Raw genomic sequence first — 18,581 nt, forward strand, 5'->3', positions numbered from 1 at the left:
TTTTAACTCAATTTTTTTTGGTAGTGATAACCAATGGGTTTGTAACCCAAATTGGACCAAAATTTATTTCCTCCTTCATTCTCTATATAACAATTAAGCTCTGAAGCCTCACAGCCTTGCTTCTTAGCGTATTTAAGAATCCATTCTACCAATTGATTTCCTAGGCCCTGGCCCTGATATTCCCTTTTTTAAATACACATTGTCCAATTCTACATGTTTGCCAACGTAGTACTTGATCAATATCCAAATTCCAGAAATACCAATTAACTTTTCCCCGTCATATATTCCGGCACAATGATAATTATGGCCTATCATTTCCTTTTGACGGCTTCGTAGAAGATCCTCCGAAATATGCGGATTCAATTCTCGCAAGAGTGGAATGGTTACTTCCAATTGGTCTTCTGGTATGATTCGGATTTGATACACTATAAGACCATTTTCTCAATGGGGCACACCAATATACCTTCAGCTCCGGCTTCTTTCAACTCACCGATCACATCCCAAAATTTCTCTTTGTTGATAACGGTATGAACAGAGCTCCAACCTTTTTCCGCCAAGGGCAAGACGGTAGGACTGCGCATGCCCGGTAAAAGCGCTAAAATAGCATCTAATTTATCATTGGGAGCGTTTAAAAGTACATATTTGGACTGGCGCGCCTGTAAAACCGATTGAATCCTAAATTGCAATTTCTTAAGGATTTCTTTTCGTTCTTGGGAAATTTGAGGACTTACGGCCAAAACCGCTTCGCTGGTCAACATCACCTCTACTTCTTTGAGGTTGTTTTTGAAAAGCGTACTTCCACTGGAAACTATATCACAAATGGCATCGGCAAGACCAATATTTGGAGCAATTTCCACAGATCCGTTGATGATATGCAAATCAGCCTTAACCCCGTGTTTATCCAAATACATGTTTACGGTGTTGGGATACGAGGTAGCAATACGCTTCCCTTCAAAATCGTAAACCGATTTATATTTGACAGATTTTGGTACCGCCAAACTCACCTTGCATTTAGAAAAACCTAATTTTTCTGCAATATCGATATCCTCCCCTTTTTCAATAAGAACGTTTTCACCAATAATGGCAATATCAACTACCCCATCTCGCAGGTATTGTGGAATATCCCCATTACGTAAATAGAAAACCTCCATAGGAAAATTACGAGCGGAAGCCTTCAACTGATCCTTCCCATTATCTATGGAGATACCACAGTTTTTCAAAATAAGCAGGGAATCTTCATTCAACCTTCCCGATTTCTGTATAGCAATTCTAAGTTTTGTCATTTTCTACTCTGTTGTGTTCAAATTTTGTCACTTCTTCTAAAAAGAAAACCCGTTTGATTTCTCAAACGGGTCGTAAATATGTTGTAACACTACAATACATTATTACCTCGCTTGAGAGCAAGTGCAAAAATGATGATGTGTGTTTCTGTTTTTCATTACGCTCGTAAAATTAAAACTTAATTTTTACCGTACAAATTTATTTTAGTTATTTCCCAAAATCAATGGAAGTCCACTTTCCCCAGAACCAACCACTACCACTTTGGCATTGGGCGATTTTGAAAGTTCTAATGTTGCATCAATACCTTTGTCCTGTAAAATTTTATCCGTCAACGAAGCACTTAAAATACGGTTGGCATCTGCCTTACCTTGGGCTTCTATACGTACTTTTTCCGCTTCTTTTTCTGCCGTCACCAATCGGAATTCGTATTCCAAAGATTCTTGCTCTTGCTTTAATTTACGCTCAATAGCTTCCTTTATGGTGGTAGGCAGAGTTACATCTCTCACCAAAATTTCGTTTAATTGAATGTATTGGCCATCCACAATTTTTTTGGTCTCTTCAAAAATCTCACGTTGAATGGCATCCCTTTTACTAGAATACAATTGTTCCGGAGTATACCGCCCCACTACACTACGTGCCGCCGAACGAATTGCAGGTAGCAAAATGCGCTCTTTGTACATCTCACTTTTCTCTTTATGCAGTCTACCCAAATCCTCGTATTTGGGCTGAAACCAGGTTGAGGCTTCTAATTGTATATCAAGTCCGTTGCTTGAAAGCACTTTCATTTTTTCATATACTTCTTGTTGGCGTACCTCGTAAACGAATACTTTGTTCCAAGGCGCTACAATATGAAAACCTTCTCCCAAGGGAGGTTCATCGGTAACCACACCGCCCGAAAACGTTTTGTACAGCACGCCCGCCTCCCCGGAACCTATGGTTACCGCAGATTTAGATATGATGATTACAAGTACAATTAATGCGAATATCGCCGGAAGGGCGATTTTTGGTAATTTATCCATGTGTCAAGTTTAGATTAATCCTATATATTTTCTTATGAACCACTCTGCCGCCAAGGAAATAGCTATGATAGCCAGTAGAATTTGAAAATCTATCAAAGATACGATATTTTGACTGCTAACTTGAGTGGGCACCAAGCGCTGGTCATTACTTAAGGAATCTTTTAAAGCCTCCAATTCTTTTGGAAAATAAAGATTCCCATTGTTACGTTCAGAAAGTCTTTTTAGCTTTTTATAATTGGTAGACAGAAACTGCTTTTCTATATCAAAATCCAAAATGGTAAAACTACCGGATTTGCTTAAATTTTCATTTTTCACTGAAACGGTAAAATTATACTTTCCTGGTTTTAAATTACTTAAATCCGCGTCGTAATAATTATTATTGAGAAACATGGGAATTTCCTGCTTGAATTTTCCATCTGCATTCTTTAATGAAAGAATCAGCTCCGCATCAGCATTAAAGACAAATGTATTATCAAAATAAGATGCTCCAATTTTAGCCTCCCTACTTCCTGCAAAAACTGTTTCATAGTCCAAGGTAAGACGCTCCTTGGCCTCATTACTGGCTAAGAAAAGAACAAGCTTTCCAATAAACTGGTCAAAGCGTTCAAAGTTTTTATCTGCTCGGTACGTTTGCATTCGCCATTTCCAAAGTCCCTCACCATAAAAAACTGCCTGTCTTTTTTTTCCTTCGTACATTAGAGTCAATAGTGGCTCATCAATTTCCACTCCCTTTACCATTTGCCCAATTAACGTTTCAGAATCCGTAAAGTCCACCACTTCGCCCAAGTTACTCTTTATAGGAGGAAAGTCGTCTACCGAAAAATCATCTAAATTAAACAGAGTAAACCCTGAATTTAATACGGGGCTCACTTCCTCAGTTTGATCATAACTATTTTTCGAAAAAGAGTTTTGGGCTTGATTGATAAAATCCCAATCTGCTTCACTACCGGTAATGGTGAAAACACTGGTGTTCGACTTTTCAATAAACTCGTAAATGGACTTAAATTGAGATGTAGGCTGATAAAGTATGAACAAATCTACGTTTTGCATTATTTCCGAACTTACGGAAGATGAAACTAAAGAAACTGAGCGTTGCTCATTACTTTCTATGGCTTTTTTAAGGGCGGCGATATCCGGATGAACCAAATCAGAAACTAATAGGATATTTGTTTTTTCATCAACCACCTCTACGGCCACTTCCCTCCTATTATTGGAGGTGTTTTTTTCATTGGGAAGCTCTTGTACCGAAGCAACCACATTTTTCAACCCTATGGAATTGGCTTTAATCAGATTGGTAACTACCTTACTATTGGAAATACCATCTAATTTTAATTGTTGTCTTTTCACCGTGTTTCCATCTACAGAGATCAATAATTCTGCGTTAATAGCTTTTTCTCCTGAATAATCAACGAAAATCTCAACAGGAAACTGGTTGTTTAAAAAGGCAAATTTATTGGCATTTACCTGTGAAATGGCCAAATCCTCATATGTTGTTGTATCTCCCACCGCAACGGAAAACAGTGACATTTGCTTACCCGCTTTAAAATAGTCGAAATCTTGACCAACAGTCTGGTTGCCGTCTGAAAGTAAAACCGTAACCGCGTTACTATTGGCAAAAATTTCCTTAATGGACTCCAGGGCCTGGGAAATATTGGTTTCGCTTTGGTCAAATTTTAAACTGTCTGATGAAAGGTCCTTTCCAAAACCGTATGTGTGGAGATTAAATCTTTTGGAAATTCTATCATCATTCCCAAATGTTGTTACAGATTGCTTTAGAAATGAAGAATCATTGGCAATTGAAGTACTTTCATCTACCAAAAGAATTAGATTAGCTTTCTCCGCGGTATATTGGTTTTTTACCACTTTGGGGTTGATCAGTAAAAGGAGAACTCCAAAAATAGATATAAAACGCAAAAAAGAGAGCACCCAACCGGTTTGCCCTCTTTTTTTTTGAATCTTAAAATACTGGAAAAGAACGATTCCTAAAGCAATACTAACGGCCAGAAGAATAAGAAGAACTGTTTGAATCTGCATGAAATAATCAGTTTTTCAGTTATAGGCCGATGCGCTTTTTTAGAAATCTATTACTCTTGTTTTAGGTTAGCATACCGCCGTCTACATTCAAGACCTGACCTGTTACATAGGCGGACAAATCCGATGCAAAAAACAAACAGGCGTTGGCGATATCCTCTGGAGACCCACCTCTCTTAAGCGGAATACCATCTCTCCACCCTTGAACGGTTTTTTCATCCAATTTTTCGGTCATTTCAGTTTCAATAAAACCGGGGGCAATGGCATTGCATCGTATGTTTCTTGAGCCTAACTCCAATGCAACAGATTTTGTAAACCCTATCATACCTGCCTTGGAAGCGGCATAATTGGTTTGTCCGGCATTTCCCTTAACACCAACTACACTGCTCATGTTTATAATTGATCCCTTGCGTTGTTTTAACATCGTACGCTGCACAGCCTTGGTCATGTTAAAAACCGATTTCAAGTTAATTTCGATTACGCTATCAAAATCAGCCTCTGACATTCTCATCAAAAGATTGTCTTTGGTAATACCGGCGTTATTTACAAGCACATCAATGGAACCAAAATCTGCAAGCACATCCGCCACTAACTTTTCAGCAGCTTCAAAACTGGCGGCATTACTTTTATACGCCTTGGCTTTTACGCCCAACTCATTTAATTCCTTTTCCAAAGCCATTGCAGGAGCCTCGCTAGAGCTATAGGTAAAAGCTACATTGGCACCTTGCTCGGCAAATACTTTGGCTATACCCGTGCCTATTCCTCTACTTGCTCCAGTAACAATAGCCACTTTTCCATCTAATAATTTCATGCTAATTAATATTTTCTAGGTCTTAGTATCAAATATAAGTCTTGTTTGTGCAAGAACGATAAAAAAATCCCGTTTCCGATATTTCGAAAACGGGACCTATTTTGCAAGAGAAGGGATTAACCCAAAACCTCTTTTACTTTTTTACCGATCTCAGCAGGGGAATCTACTACGTGTATACCATGCTCACTCATAATTTTCTTTTTAGCTTGAGCGGTATCATCACTACCTCCAACAATGGCTCCGGCATGCCCCATAGTTCTTCCGGCAGGTGCGGTTTCACCGGCAATAAAGCCTACAACTGGCTTTTTACTTCTACTTTCTTTGTACCACTTGGCTGCGTCCGCCTCTAGCTGACCACCAATTTCGCCGATCATCACCACACATTCGGTATCCGGATCATTAATCAACAATTCCAAAGCTTCTTTTGTTGTTGTACCTATAATTGGGTCTCCACCAATACCAATGGCAGTAGTAATACCTAACCCTTGACGTACAACTTGGTCTGCGGCCTCATAGGTTAACGTACCTGACTTGGATACAATACCCACATTTCCTTGCTTGAAAACAAATCCCGGCATAATACCTACCTTAGCCTCACCTGGAGTAATTACACCCGGACAGTTAGGTCCTACCAAACGGCAATCCTTATCTTGAATATAATCATAGGCCTTAACCATATCTGCCACAGGAATACCCTCGGTAATCGTAATAATTACTTTAATTCCTGCATTAGCAGCTTCCATAATAGCATCAGCGGCAAATGCGGGTGGAACAAAAATGATGGTGGTGTCCGCACCAACTTTTTCTACAGCCTCCGCAACTGTGTTAAAAACAGGCTTACCCAAATGTTCCTGACCACCTTTACCAGGAGTTACACCTCCTACTACGTTGGTGCCGTAATCAATCATTTGACCCGCGTGAAAAGTACCTTCACTACCGGTAAAACCCTGTACTATGATTTTGGAATCTTTATTTACTAAAACGCTCATGTTTTATGGAATTCGTTAATCGTTATTATTCTTTTGTTATAATCATTCAAATGGATGCCAACAAAAATATGGGATTGGCTTCGATTTCTAAAGGATTACCCGTCTAATTTCTTTAATATTTCAGGAATCTTCTTAACGTAGGCAAGTTGCTTAAGTTTATCTCGTGATTCCTCTATGGGTGTTCCAAAATAACTTTTGCCTCCCGCAACTGATTTTGTTACTCCCGTTTGCCCCATGATGACGGCTTTTTTCCCAATGGTTATTCCACTGTTAGTCCCCACTTGCCCCCATAGGGTCACTTCGTCCTCGATGATTACACAGCCAGCAATACCCGTTTGGGAAGCAATCAGGCACTTTTCTCCAATTACCGTATCGTGACCTACATGTACTTGATTGTCCAGTTTGGAGCCTCTCTTAATGGTAGTATCTCCCGTTACTCCTTTGTCTATGGTACATAAAGCACCTAGCTCTACATTGTCCTCAATTACGACTCTTCCCCCGGAAATTAATTTATCAAAACCTGTTTCCCTCTTCTTGTAGTAAAAAGCATCACCACCCAGAACCGTTCCGGCGTGGATAATCACATTGTTTCCAATGACGCAATTATCATAGATAGTTACATTAGGATGGATAAGACAATTATCTCCTATGGACACATTGTTCCCTATAAAAACATTAGGTTGTACGATAGTGTTCAATCCAATTTTGGCAGAGGAAGCAATTGAATTCAATGCCTTTTCAAAAGGTTTGAAATAATTGGTAAGCTTATTGAAATCCCTAAAAGGGTCATCGGAAATAAGCAGTGCCTTGCCATTAGGACAATCCACCTCCTTATTGATAAGAATAATGGTCGCCGTGCTTCCCAAGGCTTTGTCATAGTATTTTGGATGATCCACAAAAACAATATCCCCCTGCTCCACTACATGTATTTCATTCATACCCAGAACAGGAAAATCATCGGCACCCACATGAGTACAGTCAATGATAGCAGCAATTTGCTTTAAGGTATGGGCTACAGGAAATTTCAATGAAATTACGTTTTGCTTGAAATTATTCCTTTACACGCTCCATGTAAGAGCTACTGGAAGTGTCTATTTTAATTTTGTCTCCCTCATTAATGAATAAAGGTACATTTACCTCTGCACCGGTTTCCACTTTGGCAGGTTTCGTGGCGTTGGTAGCAGTATTTCCTTTTACACCGGGTTCCGTATAGGTTACTTCAAGAACTACACTTGCAGGCATATCAACCGATAAGGGCATACTATCCTCAGTATTGAAAAGTATGGTTACCACTTCTCCCTCTTTTAAAAGACCCGGGTTATCCAAAGCATTTTCTTGAAGGGTTATTTGGTTATAGTCATCCGTATTCATAAAGTGGTAGGTTTCCCCTTCCGCATATAAAAATTGATAAGAACGGGTTTCAACGCGTACATCTTCAATTTTATGACCAGCAGAAAAAGTATTATCCAAAACCTTCCCGTTACTCACACTTTTCAATTTTGTTCTTACAAAAGCTGGTCCCTTTCCGGGTTTAACGTGAAGAAACTCAATAATTTTATAGATGTCGTTATTGTATCTAATACAAAGTCCTTTTCTGATGTCTGATGTTGATGCCATATATTCTTTAGTCTAAGTTGTTTTATTAGGCCCTTTATCGTACCTAAAATTAATTATTGCTAAAATACCCTTTCATTATACCACGTTGCGAATCACGAATAAATTGAAGAATTTCGTCTCGCTCCGGAGTGGCTTCCATTTCGGCCTCAATAATTTGCGTGGCCTGAGTATTATTATAATTCTTTTGATACAGAATTCTGTAGATATTCTGAATTTCCCTTATTTTTTCCGATTCAAACCCTCTTCGTCTCAATCCAACAGAATTAATCCCCACATAGGATAGCGGTTCACGTGCCGCTTTTACGAAGGGAGGTACATCCTTACGAACTAAGGACCCACCGGTTACAAAGGCATGCTGACCAACGGACACAAATTGATGCACAGCAACCAACCCGGCCAATATAACATTGTCCCCAATAGTTACATGCCCAGCCAAGGTGGAGTTGTTGGAGAAAATACAATTATCCCCCACTAAACAGTCATGGGCAACATGGCAATAGGCCATGATAAGGCAATTTTTTCCTATCACGGTTTTATTTCTGTCCGATGTTCCTTTATGAATGGTAGCGCACTCCCTAATAGTGGTTCCATTCCCAATATTTACAGTTGTCTCTTCACCTTTATATTTTAAATCTTGCGGAGGCGCCGAAATTACTGCGCCAGGAAAAATATTGCAGTTCTTTCCAATTCTAGCGCCTTCCATAATGGTAACATTAGAACCGATCCAAGTGCCTTCTCCGATGGTTACGTTGTTATGAATGGTGGTAAAAGGCTCTACTACCACATTTTTGGCAATTTTAGCACCTGGATGTATGTAAGCGAGGGGTTGGTTCATGCTATTTTACTTTAGAGATTTGCGCCATTAATTCCGCTTCGCATACTAATTTATTATTGGCATATGCATAGGCTTGCATATGACATATACCCCTTCTTATTGGTGAAATTAAACTACAATGGAAAATTAAGGTGTCTCCCGGAAGTACTTTTTGTTTGAACTTTACATTGTCCATTTTCATAAAGAATGTGAGGTAGTTTTCTGGATCGGGAACCGTGCTTAACACAAGAATACCACCTGTTTGCGCCATTGCCTCTACTTGTAGAACTCCTGGCATAACCGGTGCCCCTGGAAAATGCCCAACAAAAAAGGGCTCGTTCATGGTCACATTTTTCATTCCAACTACATGCGTATCGGACAATTCCAAAATACGGTCCACCAATAAAAATGGAGGTCGATGAGGGAGCATGGACATGATTTTATGAACATCCATCAGTGGTGGTTGGTCCAAATCATATTTAGGAATACGATTTCTTTTTTCCATTTTAATAATCTTGGCCAACTTTTTCGCAAATTGGGTATTGACATAGTGGCCTGGCTTATTGGCAATGACCTTACCCTTAATTCTTGTTCCTGCCAATGCAAGGTCACCTACAACATCCAATAATTTATGTCTGGCCGCCTCATTAGGCTGATGCAGGGTAAGATTATCTAGAATGCCGTTTGGTTTAACCGATAATTTCTTCTTATCAAAAGCTTTTTCCAACTTCTGCATTGTTTCCGAAGAAATTTCCTTGTCCACATAAACAATAGCATTGTTAAGGTCACCACCTTTTATAAGCCCGTTCTCCAACAACATTTCCAATTCATGAAGAAAGCTAAAGGTTCTTGCAGAAGCTATTTCGGATTTAAAATCCGATAGTTTCTCCAACGTTGCATTTTGGGTACCCAATACTTTGGTTCCAAAATCTACCATAGTGGTCACTTGATAGGTCTCTGATGGAATCACAGTTATTTCACTTCCGGTAGCTTCATCCTTATAAGTAATTACGTCTTTTACAACGTATTCCTCACGTTCAGCTTCCTGCTCAACAACTCCGGCTTCTTCCAAAGACTCTACAAAAAACTTTGCCGAACCATCCATAATGGGAGGTTCCGGGGCATCAAGCTCAATGAGTACATTATCTATTTCTAGACCTGTTAGCGCGGCCAAAACATGCTCTGATGTCTGGATTTTAACTCCTCTTTTCTCAAGATTGGTACCTCTTTGAGTATTTACGACATAGCTGGCATCTGCCTCCACAATAGGCTCGCCTTCTAAATCCACCCTCTTAAATGCGTATCCGTGATTTTCTGGTGCTGGTACAAATTTCATGGTCACCTCGGCACCGGTGTGTAGCCCCACACCTTTAAGAATAACCTCTTTCTTAATGGTTCTCTGTCTCATTCTTGTATTGCTCGCTGTATTTTTTTTCCAGTTCGTCAATTCTATTTGAAATTTTCGGTAAGTTTTTAAAGTACACGTAGGATTTATTATAATCACCATAATTTAAAGCTGGTGAGCCCTGAAGTACTTCATTGTCCTGAACATTTCTCCCTATGCCGGACTGTGCTTGAATTTTTACATTATTACCGATGGTAATGTGACCCACAATGCCCACTTGACCACCTATCATGCATCTCTTTCCTATTTTGGTAGAACCTGCAATACCGGTTTGGGCCGCAATTACGGTATGCTCCCCAATTTCAACGTTATGGGCAATCTGTATTTGATTGTCCAGCTTAACCCCCTTTCTTAATATGGTAGATCCCAGTGTAGCCCTATCGATGGTAGTACCTGCACCAACATCTACATTATCCTCCAAGATAACATTACCGGTTTGTGGTACCTTTTGAAACTCCCCATCTTTATTGGGGCTAAAGCCAAAACCATCTGCGCCAATAACCACCCCGCTATGTATAACACAATTGTTGCCAATTACAGATTCTGACTGCACTTTTGCACCGGCAAAAATGGTAACATTATCTGCAATTCTTACATTGTCCCCTATATATACGTTTGGATGAATCTTGACATTATTCCCAATGGTCACATTTGTGCCCAAATATGAAAAGGCGCCCATATAGAAGTCGTCTCCATAGGTGGCCGTTTCGGAAATAAAAACAGGTTCTTCAATACCTGTTTTATTGTTTTTTACCTGATTGTAAAACTCCAGGACCTTTGAAAACGCTTCATAGGCATCTTCTACTTTTATTAAAGTGGTTTCCAGCTCTTGGTCTGGTTTAAAATCCTTATTTACAATAGTTATAGAGGCCCTAGTTGTATAAATATGTGAAGTATACTTAGGGTTTGCAAGGAAGGTTAAAGCTCCTTTTTCACCTTCTTCTATTTTAGCGAGTTTATGAACGGCTATCTCTGGATTTCCCTCGAGTTCGCCCTCTAAAATTCCCGCAATCTGACCTGCCGTGAATACCATGAGCACAAAAGTAAGAAAAATTGTCAAACAGATTCTTTGGGGTAACAGATATAATATTTTGTTACGGTATTTGAAAGAGCCGTTAAATTCAATTGGTCGCTGGCCTTGGCCACATCTATCAATTTACCGTTCTTCTTTAGGATATTTATATGCTGTTTTTCCTGATCATAGGCCTTATTCTCTATTTCCCCGGAAAAGACAAAGTAGGAGGTTTCATGCTCGCTTAATCCATGTCTTCCCATAATTTTTTCAGTGTATCTTTTTAAGCGTTCACCGTCAATTGGTTTACTCTTCAACTTAACCTTTAACAATTTTCTATTGAGTAACATGTTGCACAGTTCTGAAAGAACAAAATCACTACTGTATTTCCATGTTTTAACGGCCGACAAGATATCTACATCATCAAGTTGAGCGAACATGTCAAGAATTTTATGGTCAAAATGTGCTCCTCTTATTTTATTTTCCAAAAAGTATTGCAGGGGTCTGTTACAAGCCTTTAAATCTTCTTCCTTCAATATTTCCTTTGCCCTTTTTAATATCCTAATCAAAAGCTGTTCTGCAACTATACTTGTTTTGTGTAGATATACTTGCCAGTACATAAACCTTCTGGCTATCAAAAATTTTTCTACGGAGTAGATAGCCTTCTCTTCTACGACTAGATTACCATCGACAACATTTAGCATGGATATCAATCTTTCGGAATTAATATTTCCTTCCGCCACGCCGGTATAGAAGCTATCTCTCTTTAAATAATCCAATCGGTCCATATCCAATTGACTAGAGACCAATTGTACCAAAAATCTTTTGGAATGTTCCCCTTTAAAAATGGTGATAGCCGTTTTTAACTTCCCTTTAAACTCGGCATTCAACTCTTCCATAAACTGTAGGGAGATATATTCATGCGAGGTACCTTCTACAATACTGTGCTCCATGGCATGGGAAAATGGACCATGGCCAATATCATGAAGTAAAATGGCACAATAGAGTCCATTTTCTTCTTTTTTGGTAATCTTTACACCTTTTAACCTTAAAACCTGTACGGCCTTTTGCATGAGATGCATGCTACCCAAAGCATGATGAAATCGCGTATGATGGGCACCTGGATACACCAAATAAGAAAGCCCCATTTGCGAAATTCTGCGCAACCTTTGAAAATAAGGATGGGCTATTAAATCAAAAATGAGAGGATTGGGGATAGAGATAAATCCGTAAATTGGATCATTGAAGATTTTCAATTTCCTAGAGCTTGTCAAAATAGTATTCGTTTGCCGTATCGGTAGCCAAAGTTAGGTAAAGAACCAACAATAATCAGTGGGAATATCATTTTTATAAGATAATTTTAAGGTATATTTTAATCGATTTACCATACTATTATCGTATAAAGTTAAAAACAGAATGAACAAGATATCCATTCTTTGGGTAGATGACGAAGTAGATCTACTAAAACCACATATCATATTTCTTGAAGGAAAAAATTATAAAGTAACTACTTGCAAGAGCGGTCAAGAAGCTTTGGATTTTTTAAAAACCACCAGCGTAGACATTGTCTTCTTGGACGAGAATATGCCTGGAATTTCGGGATTGGAAACTTTAAGCGAAATTAAAGTGATAGATTCTTCGCTTCCCGTGGTAATGATTACCAAAAGTGAAGAGGAGTTTATTATGGAGGAAGCCATTGGTTCCAAAATTGCAGACTATTTGATCAAACCGGTTAACCCCAATCAAATTCTGTTATCCCTAAAAAAGAACCTTGATCATTCCAGATTGGTATCAGAAAAAACTACGGCCAATTACCAGCAGGAATTCAGGAAAATTGCCATGGACCTGAGCATGATAAATACCTTTGAAGAATGGGTAGAACTTTATAAAAAGTTAATCTACTGGGAAATGCGACTCGAAGATATTGAAGACAACAGTATGTTTGAAATTCTAGAGTCTCAAAAAACGGAAGCCAACAACCATTTTGGAAAATTTGTAGACCGCAATTATATGGATTGGTTTCAGGGAGATGGACCTGTAATGTCCCATACACTATTTAAACAATGCATAGAGCCAGAACTGGGTGAAACACCTACCCTACTTGTTGTTATTGATAATTTAAGATACGATCAGTGGTACGCGTTTGAGGATATTGTTTCAAACTTCTACAAAAAAACCAAGGAGAACTCTTATTTCAGTATACTACCTACGGCCACCCAATATGCTAGAAATGCCATTTTTTCAGGTTTAATGCCTTTGGATATGGAGAAAAAATTTCCTCAGTGGTGGAAAAACGACATAGATGAAGGAGGCAAAAACCTGCATGAAAAAGACTTTCTTGAAGCGCAAATAAAACGTTTGGGGCTAACCATAAAATGGGAGTATCATAAAATCAGTAGCCTTAAACAGGGTAAGCAATTATCACAAAATTTCAGGTCGCAAAAAGAGAATGATCTTACGGTAATTGTTTACAATTTTGTAGATATGCTTTCGCATGCCAAAACGGAAATGGAAGTCATAAAGGAATTGGCCAGCAATGATAAAGCCTACCGTTCCTTGACCCAAAGTTGGTTCAAAAACTCTCCGCTACTTGATATTATACAACAAGCGCAGTCCCTAAGTATGAAATTAATTATCACTACTGACCATGGTACCATAAATGTTAAGCAACCTAGCCGAGTCATTGGTGATAAAGAAACTAGCTTGAATTTACGATATAAAACAGGGAAAAGCCTTACCTATGAAGAAAAAGAAGTATTGGCGGCGAAAAACCCTGAACAGATTCACTTACCACGAATCAACGTAAGTAGCTCCTTCATTTTTGCAAAAAACGATATGTTTTTTGCCTATCCCAATAACTACTACCATTATGTAAGTTATTACCGGAACACCTACCAACACGGAGGAGTCTCCTTGGAAGAAATGATCATTCCTTTTGTTGTACTTTCGCCAAAATAAGTACTTTTTTGTATGGAAGTAGAATTTAAAAAAACAGAGTTAAACCGTATCGCAAAGTTGGTTTTAGAGAAGGCGAAGTATAAAACCTTTGCTTTTTATGCACCTATGGGAGCAGGGAAAACAACATTGATCAAGGCCATAGTAAAAGAATTGGGTGCCTCGGATTCCGGTAGCAGCCCAACTTTTGGTATTGTTAATGAATATCACAGTAAGGTTGGTGAAATATTAGGCTATCATTTTGATTTTTACAGACTGAATGATGAAATGGAAGCTTTGGATATGGGCCTCGATGACTATCTAAACCAAGACTGTTTTGTGTTTATAGAATGGCCGGAGAAGATTTCTTCCTTATTACCTTCTGATATTCAAAATGTTAGTATTGAAATTGTAGATTTCGACACTAGACGATTGATGCTTTCCTGAATCCTTCATAAAACTGTCCAAAAAGGTTCGAGCACATCGTAACGGTTAAAGGATTATTGTGTGAATGCCGTTAAATTCGATAAAAGGCTATTTTTTTACGATAAACTGTAAAATTTTATGGATAAATAACATTTCGTTAGTGGTTTTTTTCCTACTTTTGATGAAAAGAAACCTATTTTTTAACCGAAAAAAACCCTCGAAAATGAAAAAATTCGTATTTGGCCTTTTGGCATGTGTAACTTTGTTAGCCGTATCTTGTGAAACCAGTTCTACTGCTGATGATGATAACATCTATGAGACCAATTCAATTGACAAAAAAACTGCCGAAATTGATGGTGGGCGAAGAAATAAAAAATAAATAAAATTATTTCTTTATTTTTAAAAGACACTTTTCTTAAAGTGTCTTTTTTTATTGCAATAATTTGACAAATTTTGAGTTTGAATACTGACTATGTCAGAAAAGAGAAAAATTCGTACTAGATTAATCATTGAAGGGCTAATCGCTTTTTTTTTAGCTGTTACACCTTTGATATTCTATTTTTATAAATATATACCTACTACTCCACAAGGGACATGGACAGTTTTGTGGTTAGAATTTACGGACAATGGTTACAAAGATGTAGCAACAGCTTTCTATTTTTATGTTGGTAAGCTAGTTCCGTTATCGCTATTAATCATTTGGTTCATTACGTGTAAGCAATGGTGGTATCATGCAATCCTTATTCCCATTGCTATGTACAGCTTTCAACTCTACAGTGTTTTAAGTGAGGATATAACAAAAATTGATGAGAATGAAATTATGTATCTCTTAGGAGTATGCATGGTCGTCATACCAATAGTATACTTTATTAGAATTAAATTGGTAGATAAATATGTTCATGGCATTGATTTAGAGGCTATGGAGGCCGAACTTCACGAATTGAAACTGAAGCAAGCAGAGGATCAGGCTAAAAAATTAAAGAAAAGTGATTTTAGCTCAGAATCTAAGGGCGAGGTTATTCCTCCTTCCATTTCTGAAGAAATTGATGAGCGACTTTCCACGCATAACATAAACTCTAAGTTCAAGCGCTTTCAAGGCCAGTTAAATAATTGGCTTCATCTTAAGTTCTGAAATTCATAGTTAGACTTTCCTCCTTTAATTCAAAGTTTAATACCTCTATTTTTCCCTAAATTGTCGTATTTTTACTGTTAATCGAAACGTGACGATTAACAATGAACCAACCTACTTCACCTTTCAGCAAACAACAATTGCTACCTCAGGAAGAAACCCTTGAAGTTTTAAAGCAGAAAAGAGATTTGTTCATTGGTATTCCCAAGGAAAACCAATACCAAGAACAACGTGTTTGCCTAACGCCAGATGCTGTTAACGCCATTACCTCCAACGGACACAGAGTTTTAATAGAGTCCGGTGCCGGAGAAGGGGCGCACTATTCTGATTTAGATTATACCAATGCGGGAGCCGAAATAACCCGGGATACCAAAAAAGTATTCTCCTGCCCTATCTTATTAAAGGTTGAACCACCTACTTTCTCGGAAATTGAAATGCTAAATCCGCAGGCAACCGTAATTTCGGCTCTACAGATTAAAACACAGCACAAAGCCTATTTTGAAAAAATGGCCAAAAAGCGGGTGACCGCCATTGCATTTGAATATATTAGGGATGAAGATGGAAAATATCCGGCTGTACGATCCCTTAGTGAGATTGCCGGTATTTCTTCAGTTTTAATTGCTTCTGAACTTATGGCTGCTACCAATGATGGTAACGGACTCATGTTTGGAAATATAAGTGGGGTACCTCCCGTTGAAGTTGTCATCATTGGTGCTGGCACTGTAGGCGAATTTGCCGCCAGATCGGCTTTAGGGCTGGGAGCTAATGTGAAAATCTTTGATAATTCCATTACTAAGCTTAGAAACATACAGGCTTGTCTAAGACAAACGGTTTATACTTCAACCATTCAACCAAAAAACTTAATCAAAGCATTAAAACGATGCGATGTTGCCATAGGTGCTACCAGAGGTAAAGACCGATCTCCGGTCGTAGTTACCAACTCTATGGTTGAGCATATGAAAAAGGGTGCTGTAATTATAGATGTTAGTATTGATATGGGGGGCTGCTTTGAGACCAGTGAGGTTACTACGCACTCCAAACCAACCATTGAAAAATATGGGGTTATTCATTATGGGGTTCCCAATATCCCTTCTAGATACCCAAAAACGGCAACACTTTCCATAAGTAATATTTTCACTCCTTACCTTTTGGAATTGGGAGAAAATGGAGGAATGGAAAATTCATTACGTTTTAATAAAGGACTTAGAAACGGACTTTATATGTATCATGGTATACTTACCAATAAATCTGTTGGTGAATGGTTCGATCTGCAATACAGTGATATCAACTTTCTCATTTTTTAGATCAAAGGTCATATATGAAACCCTTTTTATATAGAAATAAAAGGCGGATTTGTATTTTTGTGCCCTCTTATTAAAACACGCCTTTAGGCGTAAGAAACAAGAAGTATGGCTTTTATAAAACGATTGGGATATTATTTGGTAGGCTTATCCATTGGAATAGTGTTTCTCACCTTTTTTCTCAAAAATAAGTCTGAAGAAACCAATAGTGAATTCTGTTACTTCCCCAATTGTAGAGCTTTAAAAGATTTGAGAAGCAAACCCATTTCATTTTCAGACCAAGTAAATGAAATAATGAAAGTCAATGGCTTGGATACCCTTCACATTACCAATTTTTTAAAGGATGGAGAGGTAGATTTTGGTCAAAGCGATACCAAATCCAAACCCTGTAAAACCTATATTGTAGAAGGAGAGCTTAAAGATTCCGAGGCAATCTTAAAGTTTAAGAACTGCGCTAACAAGGTAGTCTTGGAAGAAATAAATCGTTAATTCATCGGCCTATCCTTATATTAGGTTCGGCGACTTTAAAATTAAATTTTTCTACGTTTTCTTTCCTTTTCCAATAAATCCAATTCCCTACTGGTCTGCCCTGCAACGGATGTATTCTCATCGGCCCTTCTAATAAGATATGGCATTACGTCGCGTACGGGGCCAAATGGCAAATATTTAGCTACATTATAGTTTTGGTTAGCCAGATTAAAGGAAATATGGTCGCTCATTCCATATAATTGCCCAAACCAAACTCTACTATCATTGGCTTCTACCCCCCTTTCCTGCATAAGCTCCATTAATCTATACGAACTATTTTCATTATGGGTGCCGGCAAAAACTTCCATGTCCTCCAAATGATCTATCATATAGTCTATGGCATTGTCAAAATTGATATCCGCTTCTTGTTTGGAAGCACAAATAGGTGTTGGATACCCTTTTTCTTCGGCACGTTCATTTTCTTTTTCCATATACGCACCCCGAACTACTTTAAAGCCCATTTTAAAGTTTTCTTCTTTTGCTTTTTTATGGAGTTTTTTTAGGTAATCCAATCGGTCCCATCGGTACATCTGCAGCGTATTGAACACAATGGCCTTTTCCTTATTGTATTTTCTCATCATGTCTTCAACCAACAAATCTGCAGCATCTTGAATCCAGCTTTCTTCCGCATCGATTAATAGGGAAACTCCCAATTCATGCGCCTTTTTGCAAGTTTTATCAAAACGGGCAACGACCCTACCCCATTCGGCTTTTTCTTCATCGGTCAGGGATATGCCTTCATTCACTTTATGAAAAAGCGAAAATCTACCATATCCGGTTGGTTTGAAAACCGCGAAAGGAATGGCATCTTTTTCTTTTACAAAATCCAATACTTTTAGAACCATGGACAAGGCATCATCCAAAGGATCTTCAGAATCTTTTCCTTCCACAGAATAATCAAGAACCGAGCATACATTTTTCTCGTACATACGATCAACCGTTGGCAAACAGTCAAATTCATTGACCCCACCGCAAAAGTGATCGAATACGGTTGCCCTTATCAATTTCTCTACTGGAAGATGAGATTTAATGGCAAAGTTTGTTATGGCCTTACCAATACGAACCAAAGGTTCGTTGGCAATCATCTTAAAAATAAAGTAAGCACGTTCAAGTTCAGAATCTGTCTTCAACGCGAAAGCAGTAGCTGTATCTTCAAATATTCGCTTCATTCCCAAGTATTAAAATGGTGGCAAATATAAAAACACAAATCATATTCCTAGGCCAAAAAATATCCTTTATTTTGCACTTAACATTTTATTGGCCTTTGGGCTTAAAAACCAATCT

General features: G+C 38.3%; 20 protein-coding genes. 6 read left to right on the top strand and 14 right to left on the bottom strand.

The features are described 5' to 3' along the window. Positions 1-2: 2 nt before the first annotated feature. The 13 genes from IL355_RS19435 to IL355_RS07670 form a co-directional block, all read right to left on the bottom strand. Positions 3-152: a GNAT family N-acetyltransferase gene (locus IL355_RS19435; RefSeq protein WP_225621150.1), complete on the bottom strand. Its 150-nt coding sequence runs from the start codon at positions 150-152 to the stop codon at positions 3-5. Beyond that, on the bottom strand, positions 133-426 hold the full coding sequence (locus IL355_RS07615) for a hypothetical protein (protein ID WP_225621151.1): 294 nt from the start codon (positions 424-426) through the stop codon (positions 133-135). The genes IL355_RS19435 and IL355_RS07615 overlap by 20 nt, the downstream gene beginning before the upstream one ends. Beyond that, complete coding sequence (gene hisG / locus IL355_RS07620; protein ID WP_192461583.1) at positions 426-1,283, bottom strand: ATP phosphoribosyltransferase; 858 nt, start codon at positions 1,281-1,283, stop codon at positions 426-428. Before hisG ends, IL355_RS07615 begins: the two co-directional genes overlap by 1 nt. A gap of 201 nt (positions 1,284-1,484) precedes the next feature. After that, the gene (locus tag IL355_RS07625) at positions 1,485-2,300 is read right to left on the bottom strand and encodes a prohibitin family protein (protein ID WP_187459069.1); all 816 of its coding nucleotides are present in this window, start codon (positions 2,298-2,300) and stop codon (positions 1,485-1,487) included. Between the two features lie 9 nt (positions 2,301-2,309). Further along, the gene (locus IL355_RS07630) at positions 2,310-4,334 is read right to left on the bottom strand and encodes a vWA domain-containing protein (RefSeq protein ID WP_192461584.1); all 2,025 of its coding nucleotides are present in this window, start codon (positions 4,332-4,334) and stop codon (positions 2,310-2,312) included. A 61-nt stretch (positions 4,335-4,395) separates the two neighbouring features. Then, the gene (fabG, locus tag IL355_RS07635) at positions 4,396-5,142 is read right to left on the bottom strand and encodes a 3-oxoacyl-[acyl-carrier-protein] reductase (protein ID WP_192461585.1); all 747 of its coding nucleotides are present in this window, start codon (positions 5,140-5,142) and stop codon (positions 4,396-4,398) included. Positions 5,143-5,258: 116 nt separating this feature from the next. After that, positions 5,259-6,131, bottom strand: coding sequence for a succinate--CoA ligase subunit alpha (gene sucD / locus IL355_RS07640; protein ID WP_192461586.1), 873 nt, complete (start codon positions 6,129-6,131; stop codon positions 5,259-5,261). A 95-nt stretch (positions 6,132-6,226) separates the two neighbouring features. Further along, on the bottom strand, positions 6,227-7,159 hold the full coding sequence (locus tag IL355_RS07645; protein WP_192461587.1) for a UDP-3-O-(3-hydroxymyristoyl)glucosamine N-acyltransferase: 933 nt from the start codon (positions 7,157-7,159) through the stop codon (positions 6,227-6,229). A 22-nt stretch (positions 7,160-7,181) separates the two neighbouring features. Further along, a complete protein-coding gene (gene efp, locus IL355_RS07650; RefSeq protein WP_192461588.1) occupies positions 7,182-7,748 on the bottom strand; it encodes an elongation factor P in 567 nt (188 codons plus the stop codon). A 49-nt stretch (positions 7,749-7,797) separates the two neighbouring features. Then, positions 7,798-8,583 (bottom strand): acyl-ACP--UDP-N-acetylglucosamine O-acyltransferase, encoded by a 786-nt coding sequence (gene lpxA / locus IL355_RS07655; RefSeq protein ID WP_187459063.1) that lies wholly within the window; start codon positions 8,581-8,583, stop codon positions 7,798-7,800. Position 8,584: 1 nt separating this feature from the next. Then, entirely contained in the window at positions 8,585-9,970 is a 1,386-nt protein-coding gene (locus tag IL355_RS07660) for a bifunctional UDP-3-O-[3-hydroxymyristoyl] N-acetylglucosamine deacetylase/3-hydroxyacyl-ACP dehydratase (RefSeq protein WP_192461589.1), read from the bottom strand. Further along, positions 9,951-11,000: a UDP-3-O-(3-hydroxymyristoyl)glucosamine N-acyltransferase gene (lpxD, locus tag IL355_RS07665; protein WP_192462106.1), complete on the bottom strand. Its 1,050-nt coding sequence runs from the start codon at positions 10,998-11,000 to the stop codon at positions 9,951-9,953. The genes IL355_RS07660 and lpxD overlap by 20 nt, the downstream gene beginning before the upstream one ends. Positions 11,001-11,023: 23 nt before the next feature. Continuing rightward, on the bottom strand, positions 11,024-12,253 hold the full coding sequence (locus IL355_RS07670) for an HD domain-containing protein (RefSeq protein WP_192461590.1): 1,230 nt from the start codon (positions 12,251-12,253) through the stop codon (positions 11,024-11,026). Positions 12,254-12,395: 142 nt separating this feature from the next. Between IL355_RS07670 and porX the strand changes: the two genes are divergently transcribed. From porX to IL355_RS07700, 6 genes are all read left to right on the top strand, one after another. Then, positions 12,396-13,937 (top strand): T9SS response regulator signal transducer PorX, encoded by a 1,542-nt coding sequence (gene porX, locus IL355_RS07675; protein WP_192461591.1) that lies wholly within the window; start codon positions 12,396-12,398, stop codon positions 13,935-13,937. A 12-nt stretch (positions 13,938-13,949) separates the two neighbouring features. Next, positions 13,950-14,360, top strand: a complete 411-nt coding sequence (gene tsaE / locus IL355_RS07680) for a tRNA (adenosine(37)-N6)-threonylcarbamoyltransferase complex ATPase subunit type 1 TsaE (RefSeq protein ID WP_192461592.1) — start codon at positions 13,950-13,952, stop codon at positions 14,358-14,360. Between the two features lie 202 nt (positions 14,361-14,562). Next, entirely contained in the window at positions 14,563-14,718 is a 156-nt protein-coding gene (locus tag IL355_RS07685) for a hypothetical protein (protein ID WP_192461593.1), read from the top strand. A gap of 93 nt (positions 14,719-14,811) precedes the next feature. Then, on the top strand, positions 14,812-15,471 hold the full coding sequence (locus IL355_RS07690; RefSeq protein WP_192461594.1) for a hypothetical protein: 660 nt from the start codon (positions 14,812-14,814) through the stop codon (positions 15,469-15,471). A gap of 101 nt (positions 15,472-15,572) precedes the next feature. Further along, positions 15,573-16,772, top strand: coding sequence for an alanine dehydrogenase (locus IL355_RS07695; protein ID WP_192461595.1), 1,200 nt, complete (start codon positions 15,573-15,575; stop codon positions 16,770-16,772). 105 nt (positions 16,773-16,877) lie between these two features. After that, the gene (locus tag IL355_RS07700) at positions 16,878-17,258 is read left to right on the top strand and encodes a DUF4258 domain-containing protein (protein WP_192461596.1); all 381 of its coding nucleotides are present in this window, start codon (positions 16,878-16,880) and stop codon (positions 17,256-17,258) included. A 41-nt stretch (positions 17,259-17,299) separates the two neighbouring features. Here the strand turns inward: IL355_RS07700 and IL355_RS07705 are convergent, their stop codons facing one another. After that, positions 17,300-18,466, bottom strand: a complete 1,167-nt coding sequence (locus IL355_RS07705; RefSeq protein WP_192461597.1) for a proline dehydrogenase family protein — start codon at positions 18,464-18,466, stop codon at positions 17,300-17,302. Positions 18,467-18,581 lie beyond the last annotated feature (115 nt).

Source organism: Euzebyella saccharophila, from assembly GCF_014855495.1.
Classification (GTDB): Bacteria; Bacteroidota; Bacteroidia; order Flavobacteriales; family Flavobacteriaceae; genus Euzebyella; species Euzebyella saccharophila.

Excerpts from the sequence above, each read along its gene's own strand:
- hisG (WP_192461583.1), bottom strand. The coding sequence starts at position 1,283 with ATGACAAAACTTAGAATTGCTATACAGAAATCGGGAAGGTTGAATGAA.
- sucD (WP_192461586.1), bottom strand. The coding sequence starts at position 6,131 with ATGAGCGTTTTAGTAAATAAAGATTCCAAAATCATAGTACAGGGTTTT.
- IL355_RS07690 (WP_192461594.1), top strand. The coding sequence starts at position 14,812 with ATGTCAGAAAAGAGAAAAATTCGTACTAGATTAATCATTGAAGGGCTA.
- fabG (WP_192461585.1), bottom strand. The coding sequence starts at position 5,142 with ATGAAATTATTAGATGGAAAAGTGGCTATTGTTACTGGAGCAAGTAGA.
- tsaE (WP_192461592.1), top strand. The coding sequence starts at position 13,950 with ATGGAAGTAGAATTTAAAAAAACAGAGTTAAACCGTATCGCAAAGTTG.
- IL355_RS07705 (WP_192461597.1), bottom strand. The coding sequence starts at position 18,466 with ATGAAGCGAATATTTGAAGATACAGCTACTGCTTTCGCGTTGAAGACA.
- lpxD (WP_192462106.1), bottom strand. The coding sequence starts at position 11,000 with ATGGTATTCACGGCAGGTCAGATTGCGGGAATTTTAGAGGGCGAACTC.
- porX (WP_192461591.1), top strand. The coding sequence starts at position 12,396 with ATGAACAAGATATCCATTCTTTGGGTAGATGACGAAGTAGATCTACTA.
- IL355_RS07685 (WP_192461593.1), top strand. The coding sequence starts at position 14,563 with ATGAAAAAATTCGTATTTGGCCTTTTGGCATGTGTAACTTTGTTAGCC.
- IL355_RS07695 (WP_192461595.1), top strand. The coding sequence starts at position 15,573 with ATGAACCAACCTACTTCACCTTTCAGCAAACAACAATTGCTACCTCAG.
- IL355_RS07660 (WP_192461589.1), bottom strand. The coding sequence starts at position 9,970 with ATGAGACAGAGAACCATTAAGAAAGAGGTTATTCTTAAAGGTGTGGGG.
- efp (WP_192461588.1), bottom strand. The coding sequence starts at position 7,748 with ATGGCATCAACATCAGACATCAGAAAAGGACTTTGTATTAGATACAAT.
- IL355_RS07630 (WP_192461584.1), bottom strand. The coding sequence starts at position 4,334 with ATGCAGATTCAAACAGTTCTTCTTATTCTTCTGGCCGTTAGTATTGCT.
- lpxA (WP_187459063.1), bottom strand. The coding sequence starts at position 8,583 with ATGAACCAACCCCTCGCTTACATACATCCAGGTGCTAAAATTGCCAAA.
- IL355_RS07700 (WP_192461596.1), top strand. The coding sequence starts at position 16,878 with ATGGCTTTTATAAAACGATTGGGATATTATTTGGTAGGCTTATCCATT.
- IL355_RS07625 (WP_187459069.1), bottom strand. The coding sequence starts at position 2,300 with ATGGATAAATTACCAAAAATCGCCCTTCCGGCGATATTCGCATTAATT.